This window comes from Vibrio sp. SALL6, from assembly GCF_002002385.1.
Classification (GTDB): Bacteria; Pseudomonadota; Gammaproteobacteria; order Enterobacterales; family Vibrionaceae; genus Vibrio; species Vibrio parahaemolyticus.
Genome location: NZ_MQVK01000020.1, coordinates 154,907 through 178,155, shown reverse-complemented (window position 1 = coordinate 178,155; position 23,249 = coordinate 154,907). Strand labels below are relative to the sequence as shown.

Annotated in this window: 17 protein-coding genes; 3 read left to right on the top strand and 14 right to left on the bottom strand. The window is 44.5% G+C overall.

Annotated features, from left to right (window positions below; translation table 11 throughout):
• Positions 1-74: 74 nt before the first annotated feature.
• Positions 75-935, top strand: a complete 861-nt coding sequence (locus BIW15_RS12825; protein WP_011105668.1) for a LysR family transcriptional regulator — start codon at positions 75-77, stop codon at positions 933-935.
• On the opposite strand, the gene BIW15_RS12820 is transcribed toward BIW15_RS12825, so the two are convergent.
• Entirely contained in the window at positions 871-1,650 is a 780-nt protein-coding gene (locus tag BIW15_RS12820; protein ID WP_077281133.1) for a TSUP family transporter, read from the bottom strand. The genes BIW15_RS12825 and BIW15_RS12820 overlap by 65 nt on opposite strands.
• Positions 1,651-2,301: 651 nt before the next feature.
• Between BIW15_RS12820 and BIW15_RS12815 the strand changes: the two genes are divergently transcribed.
• A complete protein-coding gene (locus tag BIW15_RS12815) occupies positions 2,302-3,141 on the top strand; it encodes a hypothetical protein (protein WP_077281132.1) in 840 nt (279 codons plus the stop codon).
• A 572-nt stretch (positions 3,142-3,713) separates the two neighbouring features.
• Here the strand turns inward: BIW15_RS12815 and carB are convergent.
• From carB to secA, 5 genes are all read right to left on the bottom strand, one after another.
• Positions 3,714-6,947 carry a carbamoyl-phosphate synthase large subunit gene (gene carB / locus BIW15_RS12805; protein WP_025539978.1) on the bottom strand — a complete coding sequence of 1,078 codons (3,234 nt, stop codon included), beginning with the start codon at positions 6,945-6,947 and terminating at the stop codon, positions 3,714-3,716.
• A 16-nt stretch (positions 6,948-6,963) separates the two neighbouring features.
• On the bottom strand, positions 6,964-8,103 hold the full coding sequence (gene carA / locus BIW15_RS12800) for a glutamine-hydrolyzing carbamoyl-phosphate synthase small subunit (protein WP_011105665.1): 1,140 nt from the start codon (positions 8,101-8,103) through the stop codon (positions 6,964-6,966).
• A gap of 481 nt (positions 8,104-8,584) precedes the next feature.
• Positions 8,585-9,394 carry a 4-hydroxy-tetrahydrodipicolinate reductase gene (gene dapB / locus BIW15_RS12795; protein ID WP_015296233.1) on the bottom strand — a complete coding sequence of 270 codons (810 nt, stop codon included), beginning with the start codon at positions 9,392-9,394 and terminating at the stop codon, positions 8,585-8,587.
• A gap of 109 nt (positions 9,395-9,503) precedes the next feature.
• Complete coding sequence (gene mutT, locus BIW15_RS12790) at positions 9,504-9,902, bottom strand: 8-oxo-dGTP diphosphatase MutT (RefSeq protein ID WP_005461225.1); 399 nt, start codon at positions 9,900-9,902, stop codon at positions 9,504-9,506.
• 75 nt (positions 9,903-9,977) lie between these two features.
• The gene (secA, locus tag BIW15_RS12785; RefSeq protein ID WP_005461206.1) at positions 9,978-12,704 is read right to left on the bottom strand and encodes a preprotein translocase subunit SecA; all 2,727 of its coding nucleotides are present in this window, start codon (positions 12,702-12,704) and stop codon (positions 9,978-9,980) included.
• Positions 12,705-13,116: 412 nt separating this feature from the next.
• Between secA and BIW15_RS12780 the strand changes: the two genes are divergently transcribed.
• The gene (locus tag BIW15_RS12780) at positions 13,117-13,572 is read left to right on the top strand and encodes a DUF721 domain-containing protein (protein ID WP_077281131.1); all 456 of its coding nucleotides are present in this window, start codon (positions 13,117-13,119) and stop codon (positions 13,570-13,572) included.
• An 82-nt stretch (positions 13,573-13,654) separates the two neighbouring features.
• Here BIW15_RS12780 and lpxC read toward each other — a convergent pair whose 3' ends face one another.
• The 8 genes from lpxC to murD form a co-directional block, all read right to left on the bottom strand.
• Positions 13,655-14,572, bottom strand: a complete 918-nt coding sequence (gene lpxC / locus BIW15_RS12775) for a UDP-3-O-acyl-N-acetylglucosamine deacetylase (protein ID WP_023584959.1) — start codon at positions 14,570-14,572, stop codon at positions 13,655-13,657.
• A 101-nt stretch (positions 14,573-14,673) separates the two neighbouring features.
• Positions 14,674-15,903 (bottom strand): cell division protein FtsZ, encoded by a 1,230-nt coding sequence (gene ftsZ / locus BIW15_RS12770; RefSeq protein WP_005497096.1) that lies wholly within the window; start codon positions 15,901-15,903, stop codon positions 14,674-14,676.
• Positions 15,904-15,933: 30 nt separating this feature from the next.
• Complete coding sequence (gene ftsA / locus BIW15_RS12765; protein ID WP_005458184.1) at positions 15,934-17,196, bottom strand: cell division protein FtsA; 1,263 nt, start codon at positions 17,194-17,196, stop codon at positions 15,934-15,936.
• A complete protein-coding gene (locus BIW15_RS12760) occupies positions 17,189-17,971 on the bottom strand; it encodes a cell division protein FtsQ/DivIB (RefSeq protein ID WP_005489880.1) in 783 nt (260 codons plus the stop codon). Before BIW15_RS12760 ends, ftsA begins: the two co-directional genes overlap by 8 nt.
• 190 nt (positions 17,972-18,161) lie before the next feature.
• Positions 18,162-19,619 carry a UDP-N-acetylmuramate--L-alanine ligase gene (gene murC / locus BIW15_RS12755; protein WP_005497094.1) on the bottom strand — a complete coding sequence of 486 codons (1,458 nt, stop codon included), beginning with the start codon at positions 19,617-19,619 and terminating at the stop codon, positions 18,162-18,164.
• A 22-nt stretch (positions 19,620-19,641) separates the two neighbouring features.
• Positions 19,642-20,709, bottom strand: coding sequence for an undecaprenyldiphospho-muramoylpentapeptide beta-N-acetylglucosaminyltransferase (gene murG, locus BIW15_RS12750; protein ID WP_077281130.1), 1,068 nt, complete (start codon positions 20,707-20,709; stop codon positions 19,642-19,644).
• Positions 20,696-21,892 carry a cell division protein FtsW gene (gene ftsW, locus BIW15_RS12745; protein WP_005458190.1) on the bottom strand — a complete coding sequence of 399 codons (1,197 nt, stop codon included), beginning with the start codon at positions 21,890-21,892 and terminating at the stop codon, positions 20,696-20,698. Before ftsW ends, murG begins: the two co-directional genes overlap by 14 nt.
• An 18-nt stretch (positions 21,893-21,910) precedes the next feature.
• A complete protein-coding gene (gene murD, locus BIW15_RS12740) occupies positions 21,911-23,224 on the bottom strand; it encodes a UDP-N-acetylmuramoyl-L-alanine--D-glutamate ligase (protein ID WP_005458170.1) in 1,314 nt (437 codons plus the stop codon).
• Between the last annotated feature and the right edge of the window lie 25 nt (positions 23,225-23,249).

The window sequence follows — 23,249 nt, the reverse complement described above, 5'->3', positions numbered from 1 at the left end:
TAATTAACACGATTCGCTTATCCCTCAGCAATTCGTTAAATTATCCGTCTCATTCCTAATTTTCATTAATTGCTATGTTATTAGAAGGCATTGAAACGTTACTTGTACTAAGTAAAGAAAAAACCATGAGCCGCACTGGTAGTCAGCTGTACATCAGCCAATCTGCGGTGAGTAAACGTATCGCCAATTTAGAAAAAAAGTTAGGAAAGAAACTGATCGAGCCAAACGGCAGACACATTAAACTAACCTCGGATGCTCTGGCCCTTATCAATACGATAGAGCCCACATTCAATGAGTTACGAGGACAGATTTACGATCAGCAAGAGCTCGAAGATACGTCATTAATAAAAATGGATTGCTCAGAAACTCTCGTCGCAGGTTATCTGAGTATGATTATGGAAGAGCAACTAGCACGCGATCCTTATCTCAGAATCTCGACCAATCACACTCCGAGAATCGTTGAAAACGTAAAATCAGGGCGAGCGACCCTAGGATTCTGCGCTGGTTACTTACCTTCTCATCACGGTTTGATGAGCGTTCATCTCGCCGATGAGCCTTTCTCTATAATAAGTAAGCACCCGCTAACTCAATTACCAAAAGCGATTTTAACTAACGATTTGAATAACCCAGCCAATACATATCAGCAAGCCATTTTGTCCAAGTACGAGATCCAACCTTTGATGGAAATGGACTCCTACACTGCGGCAGCGCAATTAGCTTTAAAAGGTATGGCACCAGCACTGATACCTAAATCCATCATCAAAACACTCAACATCGCATCAAATTTCTGTTTTGAATTCGAAGAACTAGAGCCTCTAATTCGCCCAATACACATCTGTCTTCGCCACAACACATACCGCAATCAGCGAATTAAAACAGTGTTAGAAGCCATTGCTGATGTTGTTGCCAAAGAAGTTTTGTTGCCATCAGCATAGACATGGTAATCACTAGAGGTCGAATCCACTTTTGACCTTTGGTAACCACCACTTTTGCGCCAAGTTGAGCGCCAATAAAGCCACCGACCGCCATCGTCAAACCAATTTCCCATACAGGTAACCCTGCGATAACGAAAAACAACAATGCGGCGATGTTTGAAGTGAAATTCAAAATCTTAGTTCGTGCTGTTGCATCCACGAGAGAAAAGTGGCCAAGAGCAACAAAGCACACAGTAAAAATCGAGCCCGTACCGGGGCCAAAGAAACCATCGTAGAAACCAACTCCACCACCGATACACAATGCAAACATCGCTTCGGCAAGTTTTGGTTCTCCATCGATTTTTCGAGTACTTGGTGCGAGTAAAAAATAAAGAGAAATCGCAATTAGAAGAATAGGAATCAAACTGGTGAGTACGCTAGCATCAATAAACTGTACAGCCTCGGCACCGATTGCAGCACCAATAAAAGTACAGAGTATCGCGAAACGCATTTCCTTTAGGCTGACAATACCGTTACGCACGAAATACCAGCTAGCCGAGAAGCTGCCAAACGAACTTTGTAACTTGTTGGTTGCTAAAGCTTGAGTAGGGCTCAATCCCGCAGCCAAAAGCGCAGGGAGCGTAATGAGTCCTCCACCACCAGCCATGGCATCAATAAAACCAGCCACAGATGCAACCAAAAACAACGCGGTTAATACTTCTAAAGTAAGCTCCACTTACACTTCCTTGCTCAAAAATACGAAAAGAGCTAAACGGTAGCACTTAACACCTCAAACTAAAAAGGAAAGTCGAGATATGAACCTATTCCATATTTTCATTGATTTAAGTAAGTATTGAGAAGCTCTAACCTAAAGATCTACAGATAAAAGCTAACTTATATTGAAAAAAGATAATTTATAACGTTTATAGTGGCTTATTTTAAAAATGCAACACTGTATAATTATGTCTATACAGAGACATTTCCAATTTGGATAAATTTCCAAGGGTATTGTTAAAGTACGACTATCATACTCTATTACTACATTTATAATAACATCATTAAATCCGCCGCCGTATTTTCGACAATACCAAAAATAGACATAGACGCACCTAACAATAAATCGTCAAATTGGTCATTCCATTCAGTTGCCATATAAGCACTGATAAATTATTTCTTTGCGCTAGCGCAATTTTCATAAAAACCAGACTTAAGAATGCAACTCAAAAAAACAACATATTAATAATATAAAAATAATAATTAGAGTTAAGTCGCAAATATTTTCTTATTAATAAGAAATCGAAAGGCAAACTATAGAAAAAATAGATTTAAAGTTACATTTATATAAAATAAAATAAAATAAAATAAAAACAAACTAGGTATAACTGACATGTCAACCACATATCCAATAGCAGGTCAAAAATTTCCAAAAGATAATAAAACCACAGCGCCTTATCCAGTAAAAAAACCTAGCCAAGGCAATAAAAAGACATTCTTATTTTCAGTGGAATCTTTTGACATTTTAATAAATAACTCAATCAGAGATAAACTAACACTTACTCGCTGGGAGCGAATTAAAGGTCTATTTGAAAACACAGCTAATTACTATGTAACTGGAAGTGATTTTGCTTTTGTAGCTCAACTTTGTCAGAAAGTTACAGGGAAAAACAGTGTATTTTACATAAAAAGCTATGCTGGGGTTCCACATATTGTTGTATCAGGGTCCTCCGCATTACAACTACGACTAACCAATATAGGTAGTAGCCTCCCTAACCCAACTGTCATAAAATTTGCAGTTGGTTCAGAAAGCGTGATGAAATCTATAAAAAGCGGAGGCATAATTACAGTAGTACTTGTAACCGCTTATCATGTCGCCAATTATTTCTTAGGAGATAAGCAAACTCTCTCTAAACTTTATGGGAGTGTTGCTAGCGATATTATAAAAATCGGATTGTCTTCCGCAATAGCTGCGGGGTCGACAAAGCTAGCAACACTTTACCTAGGAAGTGCTGTATTTTTATCAGCAGGACCGATATTGGGAATAATTGTAGTTGGTGTATTAGTGGGGCAAAGCCTAAATTATATAGACCAAGAGTTCTCATTAACAAATAAACTTACTAATGCAATCGATACTCATATGGACAATATAGCTAAAAATGAATACGAAAAGCTATTTCTAAAAATACATAGCTCTGTAGCTTTAGGTCGTTTAAATGGAAGTAACCTCTAATGAAAGAAATGACGAAAAAAGACAGATACACTGCATTTTTTTTAGGCGTATTTTTTTTGTTATTATCAGTAACTTTATTCTATATTGGTATTAGCAAAAGTTATAACTTCGCCAATTTCATAATGGAATCTAGGCCTGAGGTCATATTTAATCAAATTTACATTTTATCTTTTTTTGGAAGTGGTGTTTTCCTCATTTTCTCTTTCATGGGCATATTCTCATTTATAGTTGGCAGAGCAGCAAAAGCTAAAGAAAGAAATTTCATTAATCGACTTTTAATAATTACATCTTTACTAACTATTATTAGTCCATATCCGTCTTTGTTATTAATAGACGTATTTGCTAAAAATCACGGGTTTCAATTTGACAAGTCAGAGTCCAGCTATAACTTACTGCTTGAAACTAGAATCTACAAACTCCATAAAGAATAACCCTAGTTATATTCATACGCTGTATAAACACTACCAATACTAACAAAAACACCCATAATTAAATAAAAAAGCCCGCTCAAATGAGCGGGCAATGAGGTTGTCATATAAGCCCTATTTACCGGGCTTATTGATTTTTATCTATTACGCTTCCAGACTCGCTTTTACTTTAGCGTGTAGCTCCTGAACAGAAGTTACTGACGCTTTTGCATCAGCAGTGTGAGACATACACGTTGCAAACGCAGCGTTTAGCGTTGTTGTGTAGTTCACTTTTTCTGCTAGAGCACCGCGGCGTAGAACTTTCGAATCTTCAATAGCTTGACGACCTGCAGCCGTGTTCACAATGTAGGTGTATTCGTTGTTCTTGATGCGGTCAAGAATGTGTGGACGACCTTCATGTACTTTGTTTACCAGGCGAGGGTTAATACCCGCTTCACCCAAGATTACAGCAGTACCGTGAGTCGCATCCAATTGGTAACCCAATTTTACTAGCTTAGACGCAAGGTCAACAACACGCTGCTTATCACCTTCACGAACAGAAAGTAGCGCACGACCACCTTCAGGGTACACACTGCCACAACCAAGCTCTGCTTTTGCGTAAGCTTCTGCAAACGTTGCACCAACACCCATCACTTCACCTGTTGAGCGCATTTCAGGACCCAATAGAGGGTCAACGCCAGGGAACTTATTGAAAGGTAGAACGACTTCTTTGACTGAGTAGTAAGGAGGAATAATCTCTTTGGTGAAACCTTGTGATTCCAGAGACTGACCTGCCATTACACGTGCCGCGATTTTCGCTAGTGGTGCACCCGTCGCTTTCGATACGAATGGAACGGTACGTGCAGCACGCGGGTTCACTTCGATTAGGTACACTTCGTTGTCTTTTACAGCAAACTGCGTGTTCATCAGACCACGTACACCAAGTTCGAACGCCAGCTTCTCAACTTGCTCACGCATCTTGTCTTGGATTTCTTGGCTTAGTGTGTAAGCAGGAAGTGAACATGCAGAGTCACCAGAGTGAACGCCCGCTTGCTCAATGTGCTCCATGATACCGCCGATAACCACGCGCTCACCGTCACAGATAGCGTCGATATCCACTTCTGTTGCATCATCTAGGAATCGGTCTAGTAGAACTGGAGATTCATTCGATACGCTTACTGCTTCGTTGAAGTAACGACGCAAGTCTTGTTCATCGTAGACGATTTCCATCGCACGACCACCCAAAACGTAAGATGGACGAACAACGAGTGGGAAGCCGATTTCACGAGATTTCTCAACCGCTTGCTCCATCGCCGTCACTGTTGCGTTTTGTGGTTGTAGAAGACCTAAACGCTCAACTGCAGCCTGGAAACGCTCACGGTCTTCTGCGCGGTCAATCGCATCTGGACTTGTACCGATGATTGGCACGCCCGCAGCTTCTAGTGCGCGAGCCAGTTTAAGTGGCGTTTGACCACCGTATTGAACAATCACACCTTTTGGCTTTTCAACGCGGGCGATAGACAACACATCTTCAAGAGTTACTGGTTCGAAGTAAAGACGGTCAGATGTATCGTAGTCTGTCGATACTGTTTCTGGGTTACAGTTCACCATAATGGTTTCGTAGCCATCTTCACGAAGCGCTAGTGATGCATGTACACAACAGTAGTCGAATTCGATACCTTGACCGATACGGTTTGGACCACCGCCCAGTACCATGATCTTGTCTTTATCTGTTGGGTTTGCTTCACACTCTTCATCGTAAGATGAGTACATGTAAGCCGTATCAGAAGAGAACTCAGCCGCACACGTATCCACACGCTTGTAGACAGGGTGGATGTTAAACTGGTCACGTAAACGACGGATTTCGCTTTCAGCCACACCTAACAGTTTAGATAGGCGCGCATCAGAGAAACCTTTACGTTTCATCTGGCGTAGAACTTCTTCTGTTAGACCAGCAAAGCCACCGGCTTTCACTTGCTCTTCTAGTTTAACTAGCTCTTCAATTTGAACTAGGAACCAGCGATCAATGTTCGTCAGGTTAAACACGCCATCCACTGACATGCCCGCACGGAATGCATCTGCGATATACCAGATACGCTCTGCGCCAGCTTCTTTTAGTTCGTGACGAATCTTAGTCAGTGCGTCAGGTGCATCTAGGTCAACCATCTCATCAAAGCCAGTCGCGCCAACTTCTAGGCCACGTAATGCTTTGTGAAGAGATTCTTGTTGGTTACGACCAATCGCCATTACCTCACCAACTGACTTCATCTGAGTCGTCAGGCGATCGTTAGCGCCAGCAAATTTCTCGAAGTTAAAACGAGGAATCTTGGTCACTACGTAGTCGATAGTGGGTTCGAATGATGCCGGAGTTGCACCACCTGTAATGTCGTTTTGCAGCTCGTCTAGAGTAAAGCCAACAGCCAGTTTCGCCGCAATCTTAGCGATTGGGAAACCTGTTGCTTTTGATGCCAGAGCAGAAGAGCGAGATACACGTGGGTTCATCTCGATGATAACCATACGGCCATCTTTCGGGTTGATACCAAACTGTACGTTTGAACCACCTGTCTCAACACCGATTTCACGCAGAACCGCTAGCGATGCATTACGCATTAGCTGGTATTCTTTGTCAGTCAGAGTTTGCGCTGGAGCAACCGTGATTGAGTCACCGGTGTGGATGCCCATTGGGTCGAAGTTTTCGATTGAACATACGATGATACAGTTGTCCGCTTTGTCGCGAACTACTTCCATTTCGTACTCTTTCCAACCGATTAGCGATTCATCGATAAGAAGTTCGTTAGTCGGAGAAAGATCCAGACCACGACGACAGATTTCTTCAAACTCTTCTTTGTTGTACGCGATACCGCCACCCGTACCACCCATGGTGAACGATGGACGGATGATACAAGGGAAGCCAACCATGTCTAAAACTTTGTAAGCTTCTTCCATCGTCTTCGCGGTATCAGCACGAGGACACTCAAGGCCGATAGACTTCATTGCTTTATCGAAGCGAGAACGGTCTTCTGCTTTATCAATCGCGTCAGCCGTTGCGCCAATCATCTCTACGCCGAATTCAGCAAGAACGCCGTGCTTCTCTAGATCTAGCGCACAGTTAAGCGCCGTCTGACCACCCATTGTTGGCAATACTGCATCTGGGCGTTCTTTCTCAATGATCTTGCGAACAACTTCCCACTGAATCGGCTCGATGTATGTTGCATCTGCCATTTCAGGGTCTGTCATGATGGTTGCTGGGTTAGAGTTAACTAGAATAACTCGGTAGCCTTCTTCACGAAGAGCTTTACACGCTTGTGCGCCAGAGTAGTCAAACTCACATGCCTGACCGATAACAATCGGACCAGCACCAAGAATTAGAATACTTTGAATGTCAGTACGTTTTGGCATTATCTACTACTCCGAATTAAGCGCTGTGTTTTTTGATGAGTTCGATAAAGTGGTCAAATAGCGGTGCCGCGTCGTGTGGACCTGGGCTTGCTTCTGGGTGACCTTGGAAACTAAATGCTGGCTTGTCTGTGCGGTGAATACCTTGTAGAGAACCGTCAAATAGTGATACGTGAGTCGCACGTAAGTTTTCCGGTAATGTTGCTTCATCTGCCGCAAAGCCGTGGTTTTGCGAAGTGATCATCACAACGTTACGCTCTAAATCTTTTACTGGGTGGTTCGCACCGTGGTGACCAAACTTCATTTTCACCGTTTGCGCACCCGACGCTAGCGCCAGAATTTGGTGACCTAGACAGATACCAAAAATTGGTAGGCCTTTTTCTAGGAACACTTTGGTCGCTTCAATCGCGTAGGTACATGGTTCTGGGTCACCAGGGCCGTTCGATAGGAACACGCCATCTGGATTCAGAGCCAAAACTTCTTCGGCTGACGTTTCAGCAGGAACAACCGTTAGGCGGCAGCCGCGGTCAACCAACATTCGTAAGATGTTGCGTTTTGCGCCGAAGTCGTAAGCAACAACGTGGTATGGCAACTCGCTGTCGTCTTTCGCTTCTGGAAGTCCACTCTCAAGCGTCCACGAACCTTGTTTCCATTGATACGCTTCTTTTGTTGTAACCTCTTTCGCAAGATCCATACCTTTCAAACCAGGAAATTCTTTTGCTTTCGCTAGCGCCAAAGCTTCGTCTAGATTGTTACCAGCTACGATACAACCGTTTTGAGCACCTTTTTCACGCAGGATACGAGTTAGCTTACGCGTGTCGATGTCTGCGATGCCGACGATGTTTTGCGACTTAAGATAATCAGAAAGGGATTGTTCATTACGGAAGTTAGAAGCGATAAGAGGGAGATCGCGAATCACAAGGCCTTGTGCATGAATGGAAGAGGATTCTTCGTCTTCGGAATTGGTTCCGGTATTGCCAATGTGAGGGTAAGTAAGAGTAACGATTTGCTGAGAATAGGAAGGATCAGTGAGGATTTCTTGATACCCCGTCATCGAGGTATTGAAAACGACTTCACCGACGGAAACGCCATCTGCCCCAATGGACACTCCGCGGAACACTGTCCCATCTTCTAGGACTAACAGTGCTAATTTACTCAAGACAACCTCCAGAATAAAAATGCAAAAAAAATAAATCAAACTGCAATCATGCCTTCCTTTACCTATAAAATCTACATAAATAGGTATTTCAGACAAATTGGCGGTATTCTAAAGATGGACTGCAAACCTGTCAACACACAATGAAAAATAAATTATCTTTTTCTAAAGAGTAATAGCATTTACTAGCAATAAGCCCTAAAAACACAAGTTTCCACCACCTGCAAACTTTGAAGATGGTTCTTTTTTTAGATTTTACAAATTTGAACTTTTTATAGATCACAAATTTTTATGAGATTTTCACGCAAACGTTAATCACAACAAAACAACATCAACTTTTAAGCAGTTAAGGCAAATAAGACAACAAAGCCAGCAAAAATACACACAAACAAGATCAAAAATGACGTCCTACAATACTCATTTTATTTACATAACTTTCTTCAAATACAAAAAAGCCGGCTTACGCCGGCGAATAATTATGTATTTAAAGCTCATTCAAACCAAGCACATCGGTCATGGTATAAAAGCCCGCCGGCTTGGAATGTAGCCACACTGCAGCCTTCACGGCACCATTAGCAAAAGTCATGCGGTCCGTCGCTTTGTGCGTTATTTCGACCCGCTCACCAATATCAGCAAACATTGCTGTGTGCTCGCCGACAATGTCACCTGCACGAATGGTTGCAAAACCGATTTCATCTTTAGTACGCTCACCAGTAATGCCTTCACGCGCATACACCGCAACATCACTTAACTTGTTGCCCATAGCGCCAGCAATCGCCTCACCCATACCAATCGCAGTACCTGACGGAGCATCAACTTTATGGCGGTGATGAGCTTCGACAATCTCGACATCGCAGTAATCACCCATTACTTTTGCAGCTTTCTCAAGCAACTTAAATACTAGGTTCACACCAACAGAGTAGTTAGGAGCCATCACAACAGGTACGTGCTTCGCAACTGCATCAATCAGTGCTCGCTCTTCTTCACTAAAGCCAGTGGTACCAATTACGATAGACTTCCCATGCTGTTTACATAACTCTAAGTTCGCTAACGTACTTACTGGAGCGGTAAAGTCGATAACAACATCAAAATTGTCGACCTCTTTCTCTAGGTCATCGGTCAGGAAAACATCGAACTTTCCTTCACCACAAAGTTCACCGATATCAACACCGACGAGCGAAGATTCTGGACGTTCTGAACCTGCCGTTACGGATGCATCTGGGTTTATGTGCGAGGCTTTGACTAGGTTGCGACCCATACGGCCAGCAGCTCCTGCGATTGCAATACGAACCATTGCGCTTTCTCTCCTTCTCTGGATAACGAGGCTTCTCGTTCTCTTTCGTTTCGCTGAATCTTTTTAAACTAACAACATACTGTGTTAACCACAAGCACGTTCATTGGGCTTAAGCGAACTCTTTTACGACACGTTGTAAGATCGGCACGTTAGCTTCAGGGAAGGTGTAATCCCCTAATTCACCAACTGCGACCCAGCGACCTTCTTGGCCTTCTCTACCATAAGGTTCGTTCTCGAACTGAGAGACGGTAATAAAATCAAATTTTAGTGACTTATCTGGGTAATCGTATTCAAGGTGTTCAAACGGTGCTTGTTCAATCACTCGAATCCCCACTTCCTCTTCAAGCTCACGAACCATCGCTTGTTCAACTGTTTCTCCTAGCTCGACTTTACCGCCCGGAAACTCCCAAAAACCACCTTTGTGTTTATCATCAGGACGTTTAGTAATAAAGATTTGCGACTTATCTTGATTGAAAATGATCGCTGCAACAATGTGAATTCTTTTCATGGATATTTACCTAGGATCTATCGATACAAAAAGAGCCGCCTAAGCGACTCTTTCTTATTAAGTTATCAAGTTAGATTAATTGATCTGACCGTGACACTGCTTGTATTTCTTGCCACTACCACATGGACAAGGTTCGTTTCGACCTACTTTACGCTCATCACGAACAACAGGTTGATTTGAGCCCTCAGACTCTTCACCATCAGCCAACTGATTTTCCGCAGCTGCATGCTGAGCCTGCGCACGACGAGCAGCTTCTTCTGCTTGTGCACGACGTTGCTCTTCCATACGCTCAACCTCTTCTTGCTGTTGAACGCGAACACGAGACAGAACAGTAATAACGTCAGTCTTCAGCGCTTCAAGTAAACCTTCAAACAATTCGAACGATTCACGTTTGTACTCTTGTTTCGGGTTCTTTTGTGCATAGCCACGTAGGTGAATACCTTGACGCAGATGATCCATCGCCGCCAGATGCTCTTTCCAAAGCGTATCGAGTGTTTGAAGCATCACTGATTTTTCGAAGTTACGAAGCACTTGTGCACCCACAACTTCTTCTTTCGCTTTGTATACTTCAACGGCTAGGCTGATAATCTTCTCACGCAGCGCTTCTTCGTACAGTTTGTCGTCTTCCTCAAGCCATTGCTTGATTGGCGCGTCTAGATCGAAATCTGCTTTCAAACGTTCTTGAAGACCTTCCACATCCCACATGTCTTCTAGAGATTGTGGTGGAATGTATTCGTCGATGATCGCTGTGAGCACATCTTCACGGTTTTGTTCAATCATGTCGCTGATATCGTCAACGTTCATGAGCTCATCACGCAGTTCGTAAACCACTTTACGTTGATCGTTCGCCACGTCATCGTATTCAAGAAGCTGTTTACGGATGTCGAAGTTGCGACCTTCCACTTTGCGTTGTGCTTTTTCAATAGAACGAGACAACATCTTAGATTCGATTGCTTCGCCTTCTTCCATACCGCTTTGAATCAAGCTTGCCATACGATCTGAAGTGAAGATACGCAGTAGTGAGTCTTCCATCGATAGGTAGAAACGAGATGAACCCGCATCACCTTGACGACCAGAACGGCCACGTAACTGGTTATCGATACGACGAGATTCATGACGCTCAGTACCGATGATATGCAGACCACCAGCATCTAAAACTTGATCGTGAACTTTTTTCCACTCAGCTTTGATTGCGTCGATTTGCTCTTTCGTTGGATCTTGTAGTGATTCAACTTTTGCTTGCCAGCTGCCACCTAGCACGATATCTGTACCACGACCCGCCATGTTTGTTGCGATAGTTACCGCACCAGGCATACCTGCTTCAGCAACGATTTCCGCTTCTTTCTCATGGAACTTAGCGTTCAAAACGTTGTGTTTGATCTTCGCTTTCTTCAAGGCGTTGGAGAGTAGTTCTGATTTTTCAATCGATACTGTACCAACCAATGTTGGCTGACCTTTCGCAACGCGCTCTTTGATATCTTCAATGATTGCAGCAAACTTCTCAGCTTCGGTACGGTACACCACATCCGGCATATCGTTACGAATCATTGGTTTGTTGGTTGGAATAACAACAGTTTCCAAGCCATAAATAGATTGGAACTCAAACGCTTCAGTATCCGCTGTACCAGTCATACCAGACAGTTTCTCGTATAGACGGAAGTAATTCTGGAATGTGATAGAGGCTAGCGTTTGGTTTTCGTTTTGGATCTTAACGCCTTCTTTCGCTTCGACAGCTTGGTGAAGACCTTCTGACCAACGACGACCTGGCATTGTACGACCAGTGTGTTCATCAACGATCACAACTTCGCCGTCATCGTTAACGATGTAATCCACATTACGCTCAAACAGCACATGTGCACGTAGAGCAGCATTTACGTGGTGAAGCAAGCTGATGTTCGCAGGTGAGTACAATGTATCACCTTCTTCCATCAAACCATTTTTAACCAATAGCTCTTCTACGTATTCTTGACCCGTTTCAGTCAAGTGAACTTGTTTTGATTTTTCATCAACAGTGTAGTGACCATCGCCACGATACTCTTCAGAATCTTCTTTATCTTGCTTCTGTAGGTGCGGGATAAGCAGGTTGATTCGAGTGTAAAGTTCTGAACTGTCTTCTGCCGGACCAGAGATGATCAAAGGAGTACGAGCTTCATCAATAAGGATTGAGTCCACCTCATCGACCACTGCAAAGAAACGTTCGCGCTGAACACGGTCTTCATTGCGGAAAGCCATGTTGTCGCGCAAGTAATCGAAACCAAACTCGTTGTTTGTTCCGTATAGAATATCAGCTTGGTACGCTTCTTTTTTCGCTTGAGGAGGCATGTTCGGTACGTTAACACCAACCGTCATACCTAGGAATTCAAATAGCGGACGGTTTGTCTCCGCATCACGTTTAGCGAGGTAGTCGTTGACCGTAACAACGTGTACGCCTTTACCAGGAAGTGCATTTAGGTAAGCAGGAAGAGTTGCCGTTAGAGTTTTACCTTCACCCGTGCGCATCTCTGCGATTTGGCCTGCATTTAGAACCATACCGCCGATGAGCTGCACGTCGAAGTGACGCATACCGTATACACGTTTAGACGCTTCACGAACAGTAGCAAAAGCTTCTGGAAGTAGCTTATCAAGAGTTTCGCCTTGCTCTAGGCGCTCACGGAACTCAACAGTTTTCGCTTTAAGCTCTTCATCTGAAAGTGCTTCAAATGTTGGTTCGTAGTTATTGATCTCTTTTACAATTTTTCTAAGGCGGCGCAGTGTTCGGTCGTTGCGACTGCCAATTACTTTTGTCAGTAGCTTAGTTATCATTTTTCGTGAATCTCTCTTTAATCAGACCGTTCCCGATCTACTCGTAATGCCTTCAGTCTCTGCCAGTTTGGAACTAAGAATACTGAGATAAATCATTTATCAAAGATATTGAGTTCAAACATTCATATTTCAAGGCTAAGTTTCGAAACAATGTGGCTTAGTGTAAGGATTTTTCATCGATACAACCATAAATAGACGTATTTGTTTGAAGCACTCTGAAATTTTTAGTTAAAGTGGTGATGGATTAACCAATATTATTAGCTGCTACACGACGAAACTTGGCAAAAACAGGACTTTACCACGTTCAATCCATCTCCATTGTAAAACTGAGGCTAAAGACGTTAATGTAAACTATACCTAGTGAGAAAGCTGCTCTAGAATAGTCATATCTCAACAAAATTAGATTTTACCTATGCGTGATCATCGACCAACCTCGACAGAGGATGTAATTGCTGAGTCTCAATTTAAGCAAATTCAAGAACATGCCGGAGATATCTTGCAGCTTAACCAAGCTCTACAAACAATTTTACCAAAAGGGACGGCAGATCATTGCCGAGTTGCAAATATTCGCAATGGCCATCTTCTGATAGACGTATCTAGCGCGGCCATCAAAATGAAGATCGACTACGATCGTCTAATGATCTTAAACAAACTGCGCACACAAGGTTATGCAAAATTGATAAGTGTCGACGTTCGGATCAACCCTTCACTTTATCGTAATCGATACGAGAAAGACGATAGGCCAAAACGCCCGCCACTCACTGAGTCAGCAGCTCAATCACTGATGACCATCGCTGATATGGCCCCACCAAAAATCCAAGAGCGACTAAAAAGGCTCGCAGATATGGCAGAAAAATCTGGCCAATAACCATCAACCATCATCAAGTGCGGTAAAATTTAGATAGAAAAAAACCAGGTCGAAACCTGGTTTTTAATATTCTTTGACTAACTTATGCTAGCACCATGTTTGGCTCTGCAAAAGCGACTGGAGAACCCACTTCTTCTTCGAAAGTGGTCCATTCCCATGCTTCTTGATCCGCCAATACTGCGCGTAGAAGTTGGTTGTTTAAACCGTGACCTGATTTATAAGCACGAAATTCACCAATAATTGGATGACCACACATGTAAAGGTCGCCAATTGCATCTAACACCTTGTGAGTAACAAACTCATTCTCAAAGCGCAGACCTTCTTCGTTCAGAATTCGGTAATCGTCCAATACGATAGCATTGTCGAAACTACCACCCAAAACTAGGTTTTGAGATTGTAGGTACTCGATATCACGCATAAAGCCAAACGTACGTGCACGAGAAATTTCGCGAACGAAACCTTGAGATGAGAAGTCAAACAGCAGGCGCTGCTCGTCTGATTCAATCGCAGGGTGGTTAAAGTCAATTTCGAAGTCCATACGGAAGCCGTTAAATGGGACAAATTCTGCCCACTTATCGCCATCTTCAAAACGAACTGACTTTTTAATGCGGATAAAACGCTTAGGAACGTTTTGCATTTCGATACCAGCTTGCTGAAGCAGGTAAACGAACGGGCTTGCGCTACCATCCATAATTGGGATTTCAGGTGCGTCAACTTCAACAATAATGTTGTCGATGCCCATACCTGCAAGTGCAGCGTTCAAGTGTTCAACCGTTGAAATACGCACACCTTCGTCGTTCACTAATGCAGTACAAAGCATAGTGTCACGAACAGAAGCTGGATCAGCTGGAAAATCCACAGGTGGATTTACATCTGTACGACGGTAAATAATACCTGTGTTTGCAGCAGCCGGGCGCAGAGTAAGCGTGACTTTACGACCAGAGTGGAGACCCACACCAGTAGTTTTCACTATTTCTTTCAGAGTACGTTGTCTGATCATCTGCTTGCCTCTCTAAAATATGCTACAAAACACGGCCGTCTGTAACGTCGACCGTGAATGCTACCATAATTTTGAGCCATGTCAAATTTATGGGTTAAAGATTAATCAGCCTGACGACGTAAAAATGCCGGGATATCTAAGTAACCGCTTTCTTTCTCTTGCTTTGGTGCTGCTGAGCTTTGGCCCGCGGCAGGAGAAGAAGAAACTGTGTTTGTCGGCTGAGGAGTTACCTGTGGCTTCTCTTGCACTTGATTCTGCAAAGTTTGTGCCGGCTTTTCTTCAGCTTGCGTTGCCGCAACTTGTTGTGGCTGAGCTTGAGGAGCCGAAGCTACTTTTGCTTTACCACCAGCGACTAGCGTGATATCTGGCTTTCTTTCATTGCCAATACCTGTCGCAACTACTGTCACACGGATTTCATCTGTCATATCTGGGTCTAGAGAAGTACCGATAACCACGGTCGCATTGTCAGATGCAAATGCCTTCACTGTGTTACCCACTGTCTCAAACTCATCAAGACGCATGTCCAGACCAGCAGTGATGTTAACAAGAACACCGCGAGCACCAGCAAGATCGATATCTTCTAGAAGTGGGCTAGAAATTGCCATCTCAGCCGCTTCTTCAGCTCGGTCTTCACCTTTCGCAATACCACTACCCATCATCGCGTGACCCATTTCAGACATCACTGTACGTACGTCTGCAAAGTCGACGTTGATCATACCAGGGCGAGTGATTAGCTCGGCGATACCTTGAACTGCATTCTTAAGAACGTCATTCGCACTCGCAAATGCTTCAAGCAATGTTACGCCACGACCAAGAACTTTAAGTAGCTTCTCGTTTGGAATCGTAATTAACGAGTCAACGTGCTTAGATAACTCATCGATGCCTTGCTCAGCAAACGCTAAACGCTTTTTGCCTTCAAAGCTGAACGGTTTTGTTACAACCGCTACAGTCAGAATACCTAGCTCTTTCGCCACTTCAGCAATAACAGGTGCTGCACCAGTACCTGTACCACCGCCCATACCAGCTGCGATAAACACCATATCGGCACCAGTTAGGGAATCTTTAATTCTATCTCTGTCTTCGAGAGCTGCCTCACGGCCAACTTGTGGATTCGCACCTGCACCCAGACCTTTAGTGATATCACCACCAATCTGAATGACATTGCCAACGCTTGTCTTACGAAGTGCTTGCGCATCAGTGTTGACGCTGATGAATTCCACACCTTCGATGGATTCACGCACCATGTGTTCAACGGCGTTACCACCGCCGCCACCAACTCCAACGACCTTGATTACTGCATCGTCAGACATTTCCATCATCGGTTCAAACATGTGTTGTCTCCGTTTATCCTGCAACTCAGGTTAAAACTCTTTTTGTATCCAATTACGCAATTTATCGAAAAAGCCAGTAACAGATGAGCGTTTAGGTTCATTGTAATCGCTATCGTCGCTAGACTGCATGTCTCTTGCGTAATGAAGTAATCCAACTGCCGTAGAATGGTACGGCTCTTTTACATAGTCAGTTAGCCCGCTGACTTCGAGCGGTTTGCCGACCCTTACTTGATTGCGGAATACGCGCTCCGCACATTCTACTACTCCGTCAATTTGCGCAGCACCGCCGGTTAGAACTACACCCGCAGCAAGATGGTGCTTAATGCCCTCTTCGCGCAGTTTCGCTTGTACAGAGTCGATAGTTTGGTTAACTAATCCCATAAGCTCAGAGTATCGTGGCTCAATCACTTCAGATAAAGTCTGACGCTGTAGACTACGTGAAGGACGTCCTCCTACGCTTGGGACATTAACCGTGTCATCCTTACTGACCAGTTCACTCAAAGCACAGCCATATTTGACTTTTATTTCTTCAGCATCGCTCACTGGCGTACCAAAAGCAAAAGCAATATCGCTCGTTACAGCATTTCCTGCGTACGAAAATACTTCTGTGTGACGTAACGCACCACCAGTCCAGATAGCCACATCCATCGTGCCGGCGCCAATATCTACCACACAAACTCCGAGCTCTCTTTCATCCTCGGTGATTACCGCATTACTTGCAGCAAGCCCTGAAAACACAAGTTGCTCTACTTTAAGGCCGCAGCGCTCTACTGCCTTAATAATATTGCGTGCCATGTCATTATGACACGAGATAAGATGGACACTGACTTCCATTCTTACCCCTGATAAACCAAGAGGGTTTTTGATCCCTTCTTGATAGTCGATGGTGAATTCTTGAGGAATCACGTGAAGGATTCGCTGTTCATCACCGATTTTAATTGATTTCGCGGTATGGATCGCTCTGTCCATATCTTCTTGAGAAACTTCCTCGTCTGATATGGTGCCCATGCCTTTTTCAATTCGGCTTGCGATATGCTTACCAGACAACGAAATGAAGACTCGGCTGATTTGGCACTCGGCCATTAGCTCAGCTTGATCAATTGCACGTTGTACTGATTTTACAACCGACTCCAAGTCATTCACGCCACCTTTATCCATGCCACGCGAAGGGCTACTACCCGCACCAATAATATTAATTTGGCCATCAGGTAGAATCTCACCCACTAGAGCTGATACGGTTGCAGTGCCTATATCAAGACCAACAATAATGTTGTCATCTGCGGCCTTAGTCATCTGTACTCTCTTCTAACTCTTCTTCAGGAAACCAACCGACTGCGGCTCCTGTATCGTACCTGAGATCGATATAACTGATTCGTTGCGTGTCACTGCCAAGCTTGTTATAGAGCGAAAAAAAACGCTCTATACGCTCAAGAAGAGACTCTTTACCAAGCTCTAATCGAATACCGTTATCTAGGATGATTTGCCAAGCTCGTCGCTCGTTTAACACCAGAGACGATATCGCTAAACCCAATTGTTGAAACTTAGGACTCAGTTCGCGGTAAGTTTGTAACACTTCCGGGCCAGTGTCTTTGGGTCCATACAACTTAACTTTCTCGTCCTTTAACAAAGCAACATCACCATCGAAAACCAAACCGTTTTTATCTAACAGTTCGTTGCCATTCCAAATGGCTTCGGGTTGATGCTCTGTTAAGAAAACTTTTACTGTATCGGGCCACTGCTTGCGAATCGCTGCATGAGCAACCCACGGCAATGCTTCAACACTTTGCTGTAATACATCAATATCCTGAGACATGAATGTACCGATGTGATCTATTCGACTAAATGCAGCCTGAACATCGTCAGCTTTGACGTACTCCAATTTACCTTGAAGCACTATTTTGGAGAGAGGTAACCTTTGGTCATCCCACATCCAACTGATCGCCGAGTACAAAACAGAACTAATTAAGGTCACAACCACAACGAAAAATAGCGCACCCAAGATTTTATCTTGGCGACCACGGTTATTGTCCGTGTTTAGTCGCTCTTCATTAAGTGCAATATTCAACAACGTCTTCGTTTCCTGACTTTTGTCGTGTACTTTTCACCGCATAATATCGTATCGGCAAAAGTATTGACTTTAACCTTGGGATTATACTGAGCTCTTGTAAACTATCAAACACTGATAACAATAAATCACAACGATCTTGACGCAAAATCGAGATCTGAGTCTTATCTGTCCTTTGCGTCATCACTCTGACTTATCCAAGCATCTTGTTTATATTTAACTCAAGATTAGCAAGCTGTTTGGCAACTTTACCAACATCACCAGCACCTTGCGTTAAAATTAGGTCGCCGTCTTGTATAACGTTAGCCAAAACTGATGGTAATTGCTCGATTTCTGGAACAAAAATCGGATCTACTTTACCTCGGCTGCGAATCGTACGGCACAAAGAGCGTCCATCCGCGCCGGCAATCGGTTTTTCACCCGCGGCATACACGTCAAGCATGATCAATACATCAACCTGCTCAAGCACGTTTGCAAAATCATCGTAAAGGTCACGAGTGCGACTGTAACGATGTGGTTGGAAAATCATAACCAATCGCTTATCTTGCCAACCACTGCGTGCTGCATTAATGGTTACGTCAACTTCCGTTGGGTGATGACCGTAATCATCGACTAACATCGCATGACCGTTACCTGTATCAAACTCACCAAGGTGATCAAAACGACGGCCAGTACCTTGAGTGCCCGCCATCGCTTTTAGAATCGCGTCATCTTCAATGTCGTCTTCCGTTGCGACCGCTATTGCTGCTGATGCGTTCAACGCATTGTGACGGCCTGGAATGTTTAGCGTGATATCGAGGTTAGCTCGACCTTTACGTACTACTGTAAATTTACCTTGCTGACCTTCTTGATGATAATTTTCGATACGTACGTCCGCATCGTCAGAAAAGCCGTAGGTGATCACTTGACGGCTAATACGCGGAATCAACTCACGAATCACTGGATCATCGATACAGACAATGGCTTGGCCATAAAACGGCAGGTTGTGAAGAAAATCAATGAAGGTTTGTTTCAACGTTTCGAAGTCACCACCGTAGGTATCCATGTGGTCAGCTTCAATGTTGGTAACGATGCTCACCATAGGCTGCAGGTGCAAGAAAGAGGCGTCGCTCTCATCCGCTTCTGCAATCAGAATACGGCTAGAGCCCAAGCGCGCATTGGTGCCCGCGCTCTTTACTAGACCGCCGTTTACAAACGTTGGATCAAGGCCTGCTTCAGAATAGATTTGTGTGACTAGTGCTGTGGTGGTGGTTTTACCATGTGTACCCGCAACAGCGATACCATGACGGAATCGCATCAGTTCAGCCAGCATTTCTGCTCGGCGAACAATAGGAATACGCAATTCACGAGCCGCCATGACTTCAGGGTTTTCTTCGTTAATCGCTGTGGAAACGACTACCACACTAGCCTTTTCGACATTACTTGCTTGGTGACCAATAAATACGGTTGCCCCTTTTGACACTAAGCGCTCGGTTACTGGGTTTTCAGACAAGTCTGAACCCGTGATTTCATAACCTTCGTTTAGAAGAACTTCAGCAATGCCGCTCATGCCCGCACCACCGATACCGATGAAGTGGATGCATTTCACGCGACGCATTTCTGGTACCATCGCGCGAATCTGAGCTAAGTCTTGTGTATGTTGGATAGTCATTAATTCGATTCTCAATAATTCGTTAACGCTTTTCGGTCAAAGCGACAATGGCTTGTGCGACAACTTTGTCAGCATCTAATTTTGCGGCACTGCGTGCCTTTTGAGCCATTGAAAGTAAAGCTTGGCGATCCAATTGTTGGATCTGTTGAGTCAAAGACTCCACGGTTAAATCAGGTTGTTCAATCATCTTCGCAGCACCGCATTCCACTAAGTGGTCGGCATTCAGTGCCTGTTGACGGTCTTTATGCATGAACGGGATAAAAATCGCGCCTACACCTGCTGCTGAGACTTCAGATACCGTCAATGCGCCAGAACGGCACACTAACAGATCTGCCCACGCATACGCTTGTGCAACATCATCGATAAACTCGGTCACTTCTGCATTAGCAACATTGTTCGCTTGATAAGCAGCTTGCACTTCTTGCGCTGCGCCTTTACCTGCTTGATGACGAATACAGTAGTCTTGTCCCAAGTTTGCCATCACCGCTGGTAATGTTTGATTAAGAATACGCGCCCCTTGGCTGCCGCCCATAACAAGAATACGAATTGGTCCTTCTCTCTCTTGCATACGTTGAGCGGGCTCATCCAACTGCGTTACGTCTTCACGTACTGGGTTACCGACAACCACCGCAGAAGGAAATGCGCCGGGAAACGCTTGAAAGACTTTCTTAGCGATCTTTGATAGCCATTGATTTGTTAAACCTGCAACCGCGTTTTGTTCGTGTAGAACAACCGGGATACCGCTTAACCAAGCCGCGATACCACCCGGACCACTCACATAGCCGCCCATACCTAAAACTGCATCCGGCTGCCAGCGCTTCATGTGCGCTCGTGCTTGCATGATGGCATTAATAATTTGAAAAGGGGCAGTTAAAAGACGTTTAACACCTTGGCCTCGCAGACCTTTTACTTTGATAAAGTCGATCTCAATACCATGCTTTGGCACCAAATCGGCTTCCATTCGATCCGCTGTACCTAACCAACGGATCTCCCAATCTTGTTCTTGAAGCTGCTTTGCCACCGCCAAACCTGGGAATACGTGACCGCCGGTACCACCAGCCATCACCATCAAACGTTTATTCTGTTTCATTCGTCTGTTGTTCTGATTGTTGTTGCGCGCGTTTCAAGCGGCATTCGTGATCGATACGCAGCAATATGGACACTGCAACGGACATAATAATCAGACTGGAACCACCATAACTGATTAGTGGAAGCGTCAAACCTTTGGTTGGAACAATACCAGCGGCTGCGCCCACATTGACCATGGTTTGAAACGCAAACCAAATACCAATCCCAAACGCTAAGTAACCACCAAACATCTCGCCTTCTTCAAAAGCACGTTTGCCGATATACACAGCTTTAAGTACCAAGCTAAAAATCAACATCAGCACTAAAACAACACCGACGAAACCAAGCTCTTCAGCCAATACCGCAAATACAAAGTCGGTGTGCGCTTCTGGTAGGTATTCCAGTTTTTGAATTGAGTTCCCTAACCCTTGACCAAACCATTCTCCGCGACCAAACGCCATCAAAGATTGAGTCAACTGATAGCCGCTACCGAACGGATCTTCCCATGGGTCAAGAAACGAAGTAACACGGCGCATACGGTACGGTTCTACCAAGATCAAACCGACGACAGCGCCAATGCCTGCAATCATCAGGGCCAGAAACTGGGTTAGCTTCGCGCCCGCGATAAATAACATGCCAAACAGAGTAACCAGCATTACAACGACGGTACCCAAGTCCGGCTGACCAAGTAACAAGACGGCGAAGAAAGCAAACACCATGATTGGCTTCATAAAGCCGCCAAAGAAGGTCTGGCGCACTTCATCTTGCTTACGGACTAAATAACCGGACATGAAGATGAACAGCGATAACTTCGCAACTTCGGCAGGCTGTAAGTTGAACAGACCAAGCGGAATCCAACGAGAAGCGCCATTTACTGACTTACCTGCAAGAAGTACAACAATCAGCAAGCCGAATGAGACCCAAAGCAAGTAATGACTTTTCTTAAACCATTGCTCTAAAGGTACTTGAAGTATCACCGCAGAGGTCCCGATCGCCAACACTAAGAAGGTGGCATGACGGAACATGAAGTGGAACGGCTGATCGGTCAATCGTGAGCTGATTGGGAAAGACGCAGAGGTCACCATAATCAAACCAGTCAACATCAAACCCAACGCAATCCACACCAACTGGCGATCAAACAGCGCTTCTGGCGCTGGATGCTTAAGCCAATTACCAATGTTGTGTTTAACGTTACTTAAACCCACGAAACGAGTAACCTTTAGTTATGCATATTTCTGAGCAAGAACAGCAAATGCATCGCCTCTTGCCATAAAATTGTCGAATTGATCAAAGCTAGCACATGCGGGAGACAGCATCACCATATCACCAGATTTTAACTGCGAAGATATTTGTTGAATCACATCTTCCATGGTGTTGAAACGGATTGCTGACTCATGTAGTGGCATAAAATCATCACCGTCTAGACCAAAACAGCACAGTTGTAGGTTAAGCGTTGCAAAGATCGGTTTTAATGGCGTGAAGTCCGCGCCTTTACCGACACCACCAACGAGCAGATAAAGTTTACCGGTCGACTCTAATCCTGATAGCGCAGCCATAGTGCTTGCGATATTAGTTGCTTTAGAGTCATTCACCCATTTTACGCCACGATTATCCGCAACCACCTGGCATCGGTGTGTCAGTCCAGTGTAATTTTTAAGTGCATTCAAAGCGTTGTGGTAATCAACACCTGCAGCTTTGAGCAGAGCCAACACGACGAGAGCGTTCGCTAAGTTATGTTTGCCGACAAGTTTCAATTCATCGCTGGCGATGACGCGCTGACCATGATCAAGTAACCATGTGCGAGAACCATCGACTTCAAGGCCGTAAGCTTGCTCATCGCTGCCAAACGTAACCACGGGCATCTCAACCTCTGGGTAGGTCTCTTGGTCATCACGGTTAACCACGGCTAACTCTGCATGATCAAAAATACGCAACTTAGCAGCGCGATAATCTGCCATACCTTCGTAGCGATCCATATGATCTTCGGAAAGGTTAAGAAATGCCGCCGCTTTGAGTTTCAAACTCGACGTCGTTTCCAACTGAAAACTTGAAAGTTCCAGTACATACAAATCCGCATCTTGCTCAAGCAGCTCCAGTGCAGGCACGCCAATGTTACCGCCGACACCCACCGTCAATCCTGCCGCTTTCGCCATCACACCAGTTAAATCTGTCACCGTGCTCTTGCCGTTTGAACCCGTGATGGCCACCACTGGCTTATTCACAGCCCAAGCAAACAACTCGATGTCCCCCACGACAGGCGTGCCTTTCGCTAGCACCGTTTGTATCTCTGGTGTCGCCAACGCTATACCAGGGTTGGTCACCACCAAGTCAGCTTCTGCAAGCCACTGGGTATTCCAACCACCACGGTGTAGTTCAACCTGTTCAGGCAGACGCTCGGCGCCTGGCGGATTGTCACGCGTATCAATAACTTTAACCGTCAATTGCGGCTGAGTTTTTCGGAGGTGTTTAACGACAGAGAGCCCGGTAATACCGAGCCCTACGACGACAACGTTATGTATGTTTTGCCAACGTTCCATATGTGATCACACTGTATTGCTTGTT

Bases quoted from the DNA above. Each gene is read 5' to 3' on its own strand.
- secA (WP_005461206.1), bottom strand. From the start codon at position 12,704: ATGATAACTAAGCTACTGACAAAAGTAATTGGCAGTCGCAACGACCGA.
- murC (WP_005497094.1), bottom strand. From the start codon at position 19,619: ATGACTATCCAACATACACAAGACTTAGCTCAGATTCGCGCGATGGTA.
- lpxC (WP_023584959.1), bottom strand. From the start codon at position 14,572: ATGATCAGACAACGTACTCTGAAAGAAATAGTGAAAACTACTGGTGTG.
- BIW15_RS12815 (WP_077281132.1), top strand. From the start codon at position 2,302: ATGTCAACCACATATCCAATAGCAGGTCAAAAATTTCCAAAAGATAAT.
- murD (WP_005458170.1), bottom strand. From the start codon at position 23,224: ATGGAACGTTGGCAAAACATACATAACGTTGTCGTCGTAGGGCTCGGT.
- ftsZ (WP_005497096.1), bottom strand. From the start codon at position 15,903: ATGTTTGAACCGATGATGGAAATGTCTGACGATGCAGTAATCAAGGTC.
- ftsA (WP_005458184.1), bottom strand. From the start codon at position 17,196: ATGACTAAGGCCGCAGATGACAACATTATTGTTGGTCTTGATATAGGC.
- dapB (WP_015296233.1), bottom strand. From the start codon at position 9,394: ATGGTTCGTATTGCAATCGCAGGAGCTGCTGGCCGTATGGGTCGCAAC.
- mutT (WP_005461225.1), bottom strand. From the start codon at position 9,902: ATGAAAAGAATTCACATTGTTGCAGCGATCATTTTCAATCAAGATAAG.
- carB (WP_025539978.1), bottom strand. From the start codon at position 6,947: ATGCCAAAACGTACTGACATTCAAAGTATTCTAATTCTTGGTGCTGGT.
- BIW15_RS12825 (WP_011105668.1), top strand. From the start codon at position 75: ATGTTATTAGAAGGCATTGAAACGTTACTTGTACTAAGTAAAGAAAAA.
- BIW15_RS12780 (WP_077281131.1), top strand. From the start codon at position 13,117: ATGCGTGATCATCGACCAACCTCGACAGAGGATGTAATTGCTGAGTCT.
- murG (WP_077281130.1), bottom strand. From the start codon at position 20,709: ATGAAACAGAATAAACGTTTGATGGTGATGGCTGGTGGTACCGGCGGT.